Source organism: Sphingobium salicis subsp. salicis (assembly GCF_049472635.1).
Classification (GTDB): domain Bacteria; phylum Pseudomonadota; class Alphaproteobacteria; order Sphingomonadales; family Sphingomonadaceae; genus Sphingobium; species Sphingobium yanoikuyae_A.
Genome location: NZ_JAYRCS010000001.1, coordinates 3,417,964 through 3,430,868 on the forward strand (window position 1 = coordinate 3,417,964; position 12,905 = coordinate 3,430,868).

9 protein-coding genes are annotated in these 12,905 nt (G+C 64.3%); 7 read left to right on the forward strand and 2 right to left on the reverse strand.

The features are described 5' to 3' along the window. Positions 1 to 1,149 (reverse strand): aldose epimerase family protein, encoded by a 1,149-nt coding sequence (locus VHN57_RS16460; RefSeq protein WP_278985867.1) that lies wholly within the window; start codon positions 1,147 to 1,149, stop codon positions 1 to 3. Positions 1,150 to 1,274: 125 nt separating this feature from the next. Here VHN57_RS16460 and VHN57_RS16465 point away from each other — a divergent pair, with 125 nt between their 5' ends. Continuing rightward, positions 1,275 to 2,579 carry a sugar MFS transporter gene (locus tag VHN57_RS16465; protein ID WP_423284581.1) on the forward strand — a complete coding sequence of 435 codons (1,305 nt, stop codon included), beginning with the start codon at positions 1,275 to 1,277 and terminating at the stop codon, positions 2,577 to 2,579. A gap of 97 nt (positions 2,580 to 2,676) precedes the next feature. On the opposite strand, the gene VHN57_RS16470 is transcribed toward VHN57_RS16465, so the two are convergent. After that, entirely contained in the window at positions 2,677 to 3,444 is a 768-nt protein-coding gene (locus VHN57_RS16470; protein ID WP_010338088.1) for a FadR/GntR family transcriptional regulator, read from the reverse strand. 231 nt (positions 3,445 to 3,675) lie between these two features. On the opposite strand from VHN57_RS16470, the gene araD1 reads away from it, so the two are divergent. The 6 genes from araD1 (at position 3,676) to VHN57_RS16500 (ending at position 12,836) form a co-directional block, all read left to right on the forward strand. Next, positions 3,676 to 4,668, forward strand: coding sequence for an AraD1 family protein (gene araD1, locus VHN57_RS16475; protein WP_037508429.1), 993 nt, complete (start codon positions 3,676 to 3,678; stop codon positions 4,666 to 4,668). 4 nt (positions 4,669 to 4,672) lie between these two features. After that, positions 4,673 to 5,599 carry a Gfo/Idh/MocA family protein gene (locus VHN57_RS16480; protein WP_004208497.1) on the forward strand — a complete coding sequence of 309 codons (927 nt, stop codon included), beginning with the start codon at positions 4,673 to 4,675 and terminating at the stop codon, positions 5,597 to 5,599. A gap of 19 nt (positions 5,600 to 5,618) precedes the next feature. Further along, positions 5,619 to 7,184 (forward strand): alpha-N-arabinofuranosidase, encoded by a 1,566-nt coding sequence (locus VHN57_RS16485; RefSeq protein WP_278985871.1) that lies wholly within the window; start codon positions 5,619 to 5,621, stop codon positions 7,182 to 7,184. An 82-nt stretch (positions 7,185 to 7,266) separates the two neighbouring features. Continuing rightward, a complete protein-coding gene (locus VHN57_RS16490) occupies positions 7,267 to 8,295 on the forward strand; it encodes an arabinan endo-1,5-alpha-L-arabinosidase (RefSeq protein WP_278985874.1) in 1,029 nt (342 codons plus the stop codon). Positions 8,296 to 8,347: 52 nt separating this feature from the next. Next, positions 8,348 to 9,781: a glycoside hydrolase family 43 protein gene (locus VHN57_RS16495; protein WP_278985876.1), complete on the forward strand. Its 1,434-nt coding sequence runs from the start codon at positions 8,348 to 8,350 to the stop codon at positions 9,779 to 9,781. A gap of 259 nt (positions 9,782 to 10,040) precedes the next feature. Further along, complete coding sequence (locus tag VHN57_RS16500; protein ID WP_278985878.1) at positions 10,041 to 12,836, forward strand: TonB-dependent receptor; 2,796 nt, start codon at positions 10,041 to 10,043, stop codon at positions 12,834 to 12,836. Positions 12,837 to 12,905 lie beyond the last annotated feature (69 nt).

Sequence of the window (12,905 nt, forward strand, 5' to 3'; positions counted from 1 at the left end):
TCAGCGCTTCACCGACAGGCGATAGACCATCTGATGATGATAGGGCTTGCCCGGATCGACCCGCGCCGAAACGAAGCTCGGCTGATTGGGCGAGTCGGGGAATTTCTGCGGTTCCAGCGCGATGCCGTCGCCCATGCGATACACATGGCTGTTCTTGCCGATGAAGGTGCCGTCCAGGAAATTGCCGGTATAGAATTGCACGCCCGGCTCGGTGGTCAGCACTTCGAGCACGCGGCCCGATGCCGGATCTTCCAGACGCGCGGCCAGGCCCGGCGTCTTGGTCAGCCCCTTATCGAGCGCGAAATTATGGTCATAGCCGCGGCCCGCGATGATCTGTGCATCATGGCCATCGCGGATGCCGTCGGCGACGCGGCGACCGTTGCGGAAGTCGAACACGCCACCTTCCACCGGCTTCAGTTCGCCGGTCGGGATCAGATTGGCATCGACCGGGGTATAGGCCTTGGCCGGAATCGTCAGCACATGGCCCAGCGCGCCGTCGGTCGAGCCTTCGCCGCCCAGGTCGAAGATCGCATGGTTGGTCATGTTGACGATGGTCGGCTTGTCGGTCTTCGCGTCAAACGCGATGCCCAGATTGCCGCTCTCGTCCAGCGTGTAGGTGACGGTGACGTCCAGCTTGCCTGGATAGCCCGAATCGCCATCGGGGCTGACCAGCGACAGCACCAGCGTCGCGATCGGGCCACTCTTGACCGACACGACCTTCCACACCTGCTTGTCGAAGCCCTTGCCGCCGCCATGCAGCGAATTGACCTTGTCGTTGAGCGGCAGCTGATAGGCCTTGCCATCAAGGCTGAACTTGCCGCCGGCGATGCGATTGGCATAGCGGCCCACGGTCACGCCGAAGAAGTTGGGATGGTCGACATAGCCGGCCAGATCGTCATAGCCCAGCAGCACGTCGGCGCTCTTGCCGTCCTTGTCCGGGCCGGACAGCGACTGGAGCGTCGCGCCATAGCTCAGGATCTTGGCCGACACGCCATGGCTGTTGCTCAGCGTGATCGTCTCGATCGCGGTGCCGTCCGCCAGCTTGCCGGCCGGCGCGCGGCTGGCATCCGCCGCCATCGCCGTGCCGCTTGCGAGCGACAGGGCCAGTGCGTATGACAGCGCTGTTTTCAAATCGACGACCTTTCGCATGGACTTCCTCTCGTGAAACCTACGCCCATTGACGGGCGGTTACGGGGGATATACTCCGACAAAATAAGCGGACGCAACCCTAGATCGGTCTCGTCAGCTAGTGGAACTGCACTGGAGAAGGATGAATGGCAGGACCGATTTCCTCAGGCGCTGCGCCGGTCGCAACGCATAACCCCGGCACGCGTTATGGGCCCGCGCTCGCGCTGCTGGCCAGCCTCTTCTTCATGTGGGGCTTCATCACCGTCATCAACAACACGCTGCTGCCGCATCTGCGCAGCGTGTTCGAGTTGAGCTATACCCAGACGACCTTGATCGAATCGGTCTGGTTCATCGCCTATTTCGTCGCCTCGATTCCCTCGGCCAAGCTGATCGAGCGGGTCGGCTATCAGAAGTCGCTGGTGATCGGCCTGCTGATCATGGCCGCCGGCGCGCTAGGCATGACGGTCGCCGCCTCCATCCCCTCCTATGGCGTGACCCTGGTCATGCTGTTCGTGATCGCCAGCGGCATCACCCTGCTGCAGGTCGCCGCCAACCCCTATGTCGCGGTCGTCGGCAAGCCGGAAACAGCCTCGTCGCGCCTCAACCTGGTGCAGGCGATGAACTCCGCCGGCACGATGCTGGCCCCGATGTTCGGCGCCTATCTGATCCTCGGCCGGTCGAAGGCCGGCACGGCGCAGGGTGAAGTCGTCCTGACCCAGGCCGAACGCCTGGCCGACGCCCAGTCGGTGATCCTGCCTTATGTGCTGGTCGCGATCGTGCTGGTGGTGCTGGCCTTCGTCATCGCCCGCTTCCCCCTGCCCGCCATGGGCAGCGCAACCTCGCGCCTCGCCAAGGAAGAGCGCAAGAAGCATTCGCTCTGGTCGCACCGCAACCTGGTGTTCGGCATCCCGGCGATCTTCATCTATCTGATCGCGGAAATCGGCGTCGCCAACCTGTTCGTCAATTTCGTCAGCCAGCCCACCATCGCCAACCTGACCCATGAGCAGGCCGGCAATTATCTGTCGCTGCTGTGGGGCGGCATGATGGTCGGCCGCTTCGCCGGTTCGGCGATCATGCAGAAGTTCGACGCGGGCCATGTCCTCGCCGCCTTCTCGGTCGGCGCCTTCATCGTGATGATGGTCACCGTCTTCACCACCGGCCCGGTCGCCATGTGGTCGCTGATCCTGGTCGGCCTGTTCCACTCGATCATGTTCCCGACCATCTTCACCCTGGGCATCAAGGGCCTTGGCCCGCTGACCGAAGAAGGTTCGGGCCTGCTGGTGATGGCGATTGCCGGTGGCGCACTGATCGTGGTGCAGGGCTGGATGGCCGACCATTATGGCCTGCAGACCAGCTTCCTGCTGACCGCCGCCTGCGAACTCTATGTCCTCTTCTACGCCCTGTGGGGATCGAAGACGACGCAGGCGCTGCCGGAGCCGGAACTGCACTAAGCGTCAGGCTTGGACCCAAACAGAAAAGGCCGGGGTGGTGATCCACCCCGGCCTTTTTCTTTGGGTTGTTTTGTTAGGCGCCTACGGCGCTTCCCCCTCAGCGCCCCATCGTGCTGGCCGTGTCCTCCAGCGCCAGGTCGACCAGCACGCCCATCGCCTCGGCCGCCGCGACCGGATCGCCGGCCGCGATCGCATCATAGACGCGCACATGATCGGGAATCGGGTTGCGCGGCAGGGCGCGGGCGCGCTGCTTGAACTGGGTGGTCCAGTTGACCGCCGCGCCGATGCTGGCAGTCAGCGTCAGCAAGGCATCATTGCGCGTCGCGTTCAGGATCGCATTGTGGAAATCGCGGTCGGCCGCGCGCCCTGCCTCGGTCGCCAGCGTATGGCGGCGCATCGCGGTCAGCGCATCCTTCATGATGCGCAGATCCTCCTTGTCGCGCCGCATCGCCGCCAGCCGTGCCGCTGCCGGCTCGACGATGGCGCGCAGCTCGAACAGGTCGCGCACGAACTGGATGTCGGGTTCGCCGGCAAAGGCCCAGGCCAGCACTTCGGGGTCCAGCAGGTTCCAGCGATTGCGCGGCAGCACGCGGGTGCCCGCCTTGGGCCGGCTTTCCACCAGCCCCTTGGCGGTCAGCACCTGGATCGCCTCGCGATAGGCGCTGCGCGATACTTCCAGTTCCTCGGCAAAGGCGACTTCGCCCGACAGCGTGTCGCCGGGCTGATATTGGCCGGACAAGATCGCCATGCCCAGCTTGTGTGCGATCGCGCCATGCAGCCGGCGACCGGGGCCACGCGTCGGCTTGGCCGCCCCTCCGCCATTGTCCGCCCCTGCCCCATTTCCGGGCGGCTTCCCCTGTTCCATTCACGCTCCTCTCGGCCTGCCCCTCATCAGGCATGGCTCTTCTTAAAAGACAATCATTGCCATTACCATCTTCCTGTAATATGTCGGAGTAATTAAGGGATGGAAAGGGAAAAGGCGGCCGCCATTCGGCTGATTGCCCGACCTTTCCAGGCAGCGCGCCAGCTTGGCGCAAAGCGGGATTGTCTAGCCAATACCAGCGCCATGGATCGGCGCGCGGGAGGAGAGTTTTTCATGACATTGCGTCTGTTGCAGCACCGCGCCGAAAACGGCGTCCGGTCCGTGATCGCGGCCGAAGGTGAAACCGCCCATTTCGTTCCCGGTTTCGACAGCATCCGCGCGCTCGCGCTGCATGCCATCGACCGCAAGATCAGCCTGGCCGAAGCGGTCGCCGCCGCAGGCAAGGGTGATGCTGTCAACATCGGTGTCGCTTTCGAGGCCGGCGAACTGCTCGCCCCGATCGACCATGAGGATGGCGCCCATATCCAGCTGACCGGCACCGGCCTCACCCATCTTGGCTCGGCCGAAGGTCGCGACAAGATGCACCGCGAAGCGGCCGCTGCCGAAAAGCAGACCGATTCGATGCGCATGTTCCTGGAAGGGCTGGAGGGCGGCAAGCCCGCCGCCGGCCAGACCGGCCAGCAGCCCGAATGGTTCTACAAGGGTGACGGCTCGCAGCTCGTCGGCCCGACCGATCCGCTGACCATGCCCGCCTTTGCCAAGGATGGTGGTGAGGAACCGGAAATCGCCGGCATCTACATCATCGGCCCCGACGGCATGCCCTATCGCCTCGGCCTCGCGCTCGCCAACGAGTTCAGCGACCATGTGACCGAGCGCCACAATTATCTGTGGCTTGCCCACTCCAAGCTGCGCCAGGCCTCGCTCGGCCCGGAACTGCTGGTCGGCACCCCGCCCGAGCATATCGAGGGCACCAGCCGCATCCTGCGCGACGGCCAGACCATCTGGGAAAAGCCGTTCCTGTCGGGCGAAGGCAATATGTCGCACAGCTTCGCCAACCTGGAACATCATCATTTCAAATATGACCTGTTCCGCCGACCCGGCGACGTCCATGTCCATTTCTTCGGCACCGCCACCCTGTCCTTCAGCGACGGCGTGCAGACGCAGGAAGGCGACGTGTTCGAAATCATCGCCGCGCCCTTCACCCTGCCGGTGCGCAATGCGCTCAAGCGCGCCGAACCTGTCGAAGTGACCGTACAGGCGCTCTGAAGCGATGGACCCGATCCGCATCGCGATCATCGGCATCGGCAAGATTGCACGCGACCAGCATGTCCCCGCCATCCGTGGGAACAGCGCGTTCAGTCTTGCCGCGACGGTCAGCCCGCATGATGCCGGGCTGGACGGCGTGCCGCACCATGCCAGCCTGGACGAATTGCTGGAACAGGGGCCGGCCGTCGATGCGGTCGCGCTCTGCACCCCGCCCCAGGTCCGTTACGACCTGGCGGCGCAGGCCCTGGCCAAGGGCATCCATGTCTTCCTGGAAAAGCCGCCCGGCGCGACCCTGGCCGAAGTGGCCGCGCTCAGCGCCCGTGCCGACAAGGTCGGGGCCAGCCTGTTCGCTGCCTGGCATTCGCGCTTTGCCGCCGGCGTCGCTCCGGCCCGCGCCTGGCTCGCCGAACGGCGGATCGACAAGGTGTCGATCATCTGGCGTGAGGATGTCCGCGTCTGGCATCCGGGCCAGGCCTGGATCTGGCAGCCCGGCGGCCTCGGCGTGTTCGACCCCGGCATCAACGCCCTGTCGATCGCAACCCATATCCTGCCGCGTCCCTTCTTCCTGAAGGACGCGACCCTGGTGCTGCCGGAAAACCGCGCAGCGCCGATCGCCGCCGACATGCTGTTCCGCGACACCGCCGGCGCCGAGATCCACATGGATCTCGACTGGCGCCAGACCGGCCCGCAAAGCTGGGACATCATCGTCGAGACCGATGCCGGCCCCTTGAAGCTCAGCCATGGCGGCGCCGTGCTGTCGCTGCCCAGCGGCACCGAGCATGGCGAGGATATCGAATATGCCGGCCTTTACAGCCGCTTCGCCACATTGATCCGCGGCGGCCGCAGCGATGTCGACACCGACCCGCTGCGCCTGGTTGCCGACGCCTTCCTGCGCGGCAAGCGGGAAACCACCGACGCATTTCACGACTGACATTCGAGAGGAGAGAGGAATGTTGAAAGCCCTGCGCCGTACCACGGCTGCGCTGCTGCTGTGCGCCACCGCGCTCGCGCCGGCCGCGCATGCCCAGACCGGCGGCAAGCCGACCACGGCAACGATCCACGCCGACCAGCCCGGCGCCGTCTATGACAAGCGCGTCTTCACCCAGTTTGCCGAACATCTGGGCAATGGCATCTATGGCGGCCTGTGGGTCGGCAACGACAAGTCCATCCCCAACACCAACGGTTTCCGCAACGACGTGGTCGCCGCGCTGCGCAACCTAGCGGTGCCGGTGATCCGCTGGCCCGGCGGCTGCTTCGCCGACGAATATCACTGGCGTGAAGGCATCGGCCCCAAGAAGGACCGCCCGGTCAAGGTCAACACCCATTGGGGCGGCGTGACCGAACCCAACACCGTCGGCACCCACGAATTTTTCGAGCTGCTGCGCCAGGTCGGCGCCGAAGCCTATATCGCCGGCAATGTCGGCAATGGCACGCCGCAGGAAATGGCCGAATGGGTCGAATATATGACCGCGCCCGCCGGCAGCCTTGCCGAACTGCGCGCCAAGAACGGGCATAAGGAACCCTGGGCCGTTCCCTATTTCGGCATCGGCAACGAGCTGTGGGGCTGCGGTGGCAACATGCGCCCCGAATTCGCCGCCGACGAAACCCGTCGCTACGCCACCTTCGTCAAGGCGCCTGCCGGCACCAAGATTATGAAGGTCGCCGCCGGCGCCAATGTCGACGACTATAACTGGACCGAAACCATGATGCGCGTCGCGGGCGACAAGCTCGATGGCGTCTCGCTCCATTATTATGTCCACCCCGCCGGTGGATGGCCGCCGCGCGCGCCCGCCGTCGACTTCGACGAAAATGGCTGGGCCGACGCGCTCAACGGCGCGATGCACATGGACGAACTGATCACCAAGCACAGCGCGATCATGGACAAATACGATCCCAAGAAGCGCGTCTTCCTGGCGGTCGACGAATGGGGCAGCTGGTATGCCCAGGATCCGGGCACGCATCCCGGCTTCCTGCGCCAGCAGAACACGCTGCGCGACGCGCTGATCGCCTCGATCCATCTCGACATCTTCGCCAAGCATGCCGACCGCGTCCGCATGACCGCGATCGCGCAGATGGTGAACGTGCTGCAGGCGATGATCCTGACCGACGGCAAGAAGATGGTGCTGACGCCCACCTATCATGTCTTCGAGATGTACAAGCCCTGGCAGGACGCCACCGTGCTGCCGATCGACATCCAGACCCCCTGGTATGCGAAGGATCAGTACACCATGCCGGCGGTCAGCGGCTCGGCGGTCAAGGGCAAGGACGGCAAGGTCCATGTCGGCCTGTCGAACCTCGACCCGAACCAGACCAACACCGTCACCGTGAAGCTCGATGGCCTGAGCGCCAGCGGCGTCACCGGTCGTATCCTGACGGCGTCGGCGATCAATTCGCACAACACGTTCGACGCGCCCGAAACCGTCAAGCCCGTCGCCTTCACCGGCGCACAGGTCAGCGGCGGCACGCTGACCGTCGCACTGCCGCCCAAGTCGGTGGTCGTGCTCGAACTGCAATAAGGCTTTTCGCCAACTGGGTGGGCGGCTCCTCGGGGCTGCCCACCCATTTTTCGTTTCCGATAATTTGGGGAGAGGCCGGCAGATGCGGCAGACCATCATCACCTTGGCAAGCCTTGCCCTGCTGGCCGGCAGCGCGATCGCGCAAGCGCCAACCGAGCAGCCCGCGACCACGCTCAACGATCGCCTGACCGGCGACCTCGTCCCCACCCATGACCCGGTCATCATTCGCGAAGGCAGCACCTATCATGTCTTCAGCACCGGCCATGGCGACCGGCTGATCGAGACGCGGACCTCGCCCGACCTTGTCCACTGGACCGCCGGCAAGCCCGTCTTCACCGCCCTGCCCGACTGGGCCAAGCAGGCGATCCCCGGCAGCAACGGCATGTGGGCGCCCGACATCAGCTTCGTGAACGGCCGCTACCGCCTCTATTATTCGGTTTCGACCTTCGGCTCGAACCGCTCGGCCATCGGCCTTGCCACCAGCCCGACGCTGGACCCCAAGGCGAAGAATTTCGGCTGGCGCGACGAGGGGCTGGTCGTCATGTCGACCAGGGAGGATGATTATAACGCGATCGATCCCAATTTCATCATCGACCGCGATGGTCGCCACTGGCTGAGCCTGGGCAGCTTCTGGACCGGGATCAAGCTGTTCGAGCTGGATCCCAGGACCGGCAAGCCCAAGGATCCCGAGGCCACGCCCTATTCGATCGCGCGTCGCCCGGCCCCCGCCGGCGGCCCGGCGCCGGTGGAAGCGCCCTTCATCGTCGACCATGGCGGCTATTATTGGCTGATGGTCAGCTATGACTATTGCTGCAAGGGCGTGAACAGCACCTATTACACCGTGATGGGCCGCTCCAAGGACATCACTGGCCCCTATCTGGGCAAGGACGGCAGCCCGCTGATGGAAGGCGGCGGCAGCATCTTCCTGCGCGCCGACCTGCAGGAAAAGCAGCGCTTCCGCGGCCCCGGCCATGCCGGCTGGCTGCATGATCGCGATGGCAAGGACTATGTCATCTACCATGCCTATGACAAACAGGCGAACGGCGCCCCGACCCTGCGCATCGCCCCGGTGCGCTGGGGGGCTGACGGCTGGCCGCAAGCCGATTATTGATCCAATTGTCTGACTATCGCCGCGTCCCGCCGCGGCATCAGGAGAGAGAAGAATGAATTTCGCCCTGTCCCGCCGTGGCTTCCTTGCCAGCACCGCCGCCTTGTCGGCCGCGCCGATCGCCGCCCGCGCCGGTGCCGCCGCTCCGGCCGTTGCCGCCCCGGTTCCGGTCAATCCGCTGGTCAAGCAGCGCGCCGACGCGCAGGTCTTCCTGCACGATGACGGCTATTATTACATGACCGGATCGGTGCCCGAATATGACCGTCTGGTGCTGCGCCGCTCCAAGACGCTGGCCGGTCTCGCCACGGCCGAGGAAGCGGTGCTGTGGCGCCATGAGGCAAGCGGCCCGCGCTCCGGCTTCATCTGGGCGCCCGAACTCCACCAGATCGACGGCAAATGGTATATGTATTTCGCCGCCGGCCCGAGCGGCGGTGGCGACGACGTGTTCCGCATCCGCACCTATGCCGTGGTGTGCGACGGCGCCGATCCGATGACCGGCAAATGGAGCGTGCTGGGTGAGTTCCAGGCCCCCTGGGACAGTTTCAACCTCGATTCCACCAGCTTCGTCCACAAGGGCGTGCGCTATTTCGCCTGGGCCCAGAAGGAACCGGGCATCAACACCAACAGCAACCTTTACATCGCCAAGCTCGAATCGCCGCTGAAGCTGGCCGGCAAGGCGACCCGCCTGACCGTGCCCACGCTCGACTGGGAAGTGCGCGGCTACAAGGTGGCCGAAGCCCCCGCCGTCCTGCATCGCAATGGCCGCCTGTTCATGACCTATTCGGCCAGCGCCACCGACGCGCGCTATTGCCTGGGCATGCTGACCGCGGACGAAAATGCCGACCTGCTCGATCCCAAGAGCTGGACCAAGTCCCCCCAGCCGGTGTTCAAGACCTGCACCGAAACCAGCGTCTATGGCCCCGGCCACAACAGCTTCACCGTGGACGAGAAGGGCCGCGACATCCTCGTCTATCATGGCCGCGACTATGAGGCGATCCAGGGCGACCCGCTGTTCAACCCGGACCGTCACACCCGCGTCCAGCGCCTCTATTTCCAGGCCGACGGCACACCGGACTTCGGCGTGCCCGTAGGCAACGGCGCCATGCCCGAACGGTTCGTCTCGGCTGCCGATCCCAAGGCGCTGCTGGCCCATCAGGGCACGGAGCTGATCGCGGGCAATCCCGCGCTCGCCCAGACCCAGTTCCGCCAGTCGCCCGGCCGCGCCGGCGCGAAGAGCGTGATGCTCTCCCCCATCCTGCTGCCCGATCATTATCTGGTCGCGGCGAAGGACGGCACGGTCAGCCTGATGAAGGATGATCGCAGTGCCGATTTCGCGCTGCGTAGCCAGTTCGTCCGGTTCGAGGATGCGGCCCAGGGAACGGTGCGCTTTGCGACCATCGCCGTCGCCGGCAAGCATCTCGCCGCAATCGACGGGCGCATCGGCCTCGCGCGCAGCAAGGACCCGCGCACGCAATGGTACGCCGACTGAGCGCGACTCGCCGAGTCTGACAAATAGGGCCATGGGCTCGCGCCGCCAAAAGCCGCGCAAGCCCATGGCCTTTCGGCTTTTTATGGCCTGAAACGCCCGAAAAACCGGGCAAGAATCGCTGCGGCAAATTTGCAACATGGGTGCCACGTAGCGCAACCCCGACCCAATATTTCACTTGCGCTTCTCAGCATGTGGAAATAATTAGTCCGAGTAATTCGTGGGCATGGCAACGGGCCAGCCCCTTGGGGAGGACTTGAAAATGGCTATCCGGCCGATCGCACTCTGTTCTGCGTCGCTTGTCGCGCTGACCCTGTCGGGCGCCGCCTTCGCGCAGACCGACGTCGCTCCGCAGACCGTTACTCAGGAAGCACCGACCGAAGATATCGTCGTCACCGGCGTGCGCGCATCGATCGTCGGCGCGCTGAACGTCCGCAAGAACTCGACCCAGATCGTCGACTCGATCGTCTCGGAAGATGTCGGCAAGTTGCCGGACAATAACGTCATCGAAGCGCTGCAGCGCGTGACCGGCATCCAGGTCACCAACCGCGCTGGCGGCGAAGCTGCCGGCATCTCGATCCGCGGCCTGCCCGACGCGCTGACCACCCTCAACGGTCGCAACATCTTCACCGCTGCCGGCCAGTCCTTCTCGCTGCAGGATATCTCGGCCAACCTCGTCAACCGCGTCGACGTCTACAAGACCCGCTCTGCCGACCAGATCGAAACCGGCCTTGCCGGTCAGGTCGACGTCCAGACCCGTCGCCCGTTCGATTTCGACGGCTTCGCCATTTCGGGCCTGGCCCGCGGCATCTATAACGAGCAGGCCGACACCTATAATCCGAACGTCGCACTGCTGGTCAGCGATCGCTGGGAAACCGGCATCGGCGACATCGGCATTCTGGTGAACGGCAGCTACACCCGCACCAAATATCGCGACCAGACCGTCACGGCCGGCGCGCTGGTGCCGTTCGCCGCCGAAGCCGGCAACGGCTTCTCGCGTCTGGAACGCATCTTCCCCGGCCCGGACAATGTGAACTGGCAGCCCGGCCTAGACCGCGGTCTGCCCACCGCCGCCGGCTCGACGCTCGACATCAACGGCGCGCAGGTTCCCTATCTCCTGTCGCGCGACGCCGTGTTCAGCTCCGACCTCTATGGCAAGCGCGAGCGCCCGTCCTTCAACGTCGCCCTGCAGTGGGCACCGAACAGCAGCTCGGTCTACACCGCCGAAGTCTTCTATGCCGGCTATCGCGGCGAAACCTTCAACAGCCTGCAGTTCAGCTTCGTCGACTGGTGGGGTAACCCCGGCACCGTCGAAACCTATGAAGGCACCAACATCGTCAAGTCGCGCACCGGCGTGGCCGACGTCTATGGCTTCAACAGCGGCGACTTCAACAAGTCGAAGACCGACAGCTTCGTCTATGCCCTGAACGGCAAGTGGGATCTGGGCGATCGCGGCAAGATCGTCGGCGACCTCGCCTACCAGACCAGCAAGGTGAAGTCGTCCTTCATCGCGATGCGCACCGACCGCGTCGCCAGCTCGATCGACGTCGATTTCAACGCTGGTGGCGGCATCCCCTCCTACCACTTCAGTGACGACAGCCTGCTGAACGACCCCAGCATCTGGAACGTCGTGCAGATGTACGACAATGCCAACCGCGACAAGGGCAGCGCCATCACCGGCACGCTCGATGGCTATTACACCTGGGACGAAGGCTTCATCCGCCAGCTGAAGGCTGGCATTCGTATCGACCAGCGCAAGGCATCGAACGCCGTGCGCACGCAGGATCGTGGCGCACCGCTGGTGGCGACCACCCTGGCCGATCTGGGCGAAGGCGCCGCCTTCACCAACAAGGACTTCTACCAGGGCCGCGCCGACGTGCCGTCCAGTTGGACGCTCGCCAACGGCTATTGGCTGCATGACAATGCAGATCTAGTGCGTGGCCTCTATGGCCTGCCGACCTCGGACCAGTTGTCGCTGCAGAAGACCTTCGACATCGATGAAAGCACCATCGCCATGTATGTGCAGGCCGATGGCGAGGTCTCGATCTTCGGCCGTCCGCTCAAGCTGCAGGCTGGTGTTCGCTACGTGACGGTCGACACCGACTACAACTTCTTCGACCGCTATAATGGTGGCGCGCATACTGGCGTGTCGCAGGGCTCGGACAAGTGGCTGCCCAGCTTCACCGCCCGCTACGAAATCTTCGACAATCTGCGCCTGCGCTTCAACTATGGCGAAACGCTGCGTCGTCCCAATTTCGGCGATATCAATCCGAACTATAACCTGACCGGTGACCTCACTAATGTCGGCTATGGCAGCGGCAGCGCCGGCACGGCCAGCCTGGCGCCGACCCATTCGAAAAATTTCGACCTGGCGCTGGAATGGTATTTCGAACGCAACAGCGCGATCACGCTGACGGGCTTCCGCCGCGAGATCAGCGGCCTGGTCGTTCCGCTGACCGTCATGGAATATATCCCGAACAACGGCATCGAAGCCGGCGCAACGGACTATTTCGCCATCACCCGCCCGGTCAATGCGTCGGACGGCGTGCTCAAGGGGCTGGAACTGGGCCTGACCTATTTCCCCAACTATCTGCCTGGCCCGCTCAACGGCCTGGGCTTCGTGGGCAGCGTCACGGTCCTCGACTCCAAGCAGAATATCCCGCTCACCAATTCGGCCGGCGAAGTGACCGGTCAGGCAAGCTCGTCCTTCTTCGGCGTGTCTGACCTCAGCTACAACGCCACCCTGGCCTACGACAACGGCCCGATCGGCGCGCGCCTGTCCTATATCTGGCGCAAGGAATTCCTCGCCAACAACGAGGCACGCCTGTTCGCCAACCCGATCGGCGTGTGGCGCAATCCCGAGGAAAGCCTGGACTTCCAGCTGACTTGGAACGTCAATGATCGCCTGGGTGTGACCTTCGACGCGGTGAACCTCACCAAGTCGAAGCAGCAGACCTACTATAAGTTCGAAGATGTCGGCGGCCCGGATCAGTTCAACCTGGGCACCACCCTGTTGTCGCGCACCTTTGCGCTGGGTGTCCGTTACACCTTCAAATAAGTGCCCGATGGGGCGTGGCGTCTCCTCGCTGCGCCCCATTTTCATGGCGGTCGTTCCGGGAAACCTCTC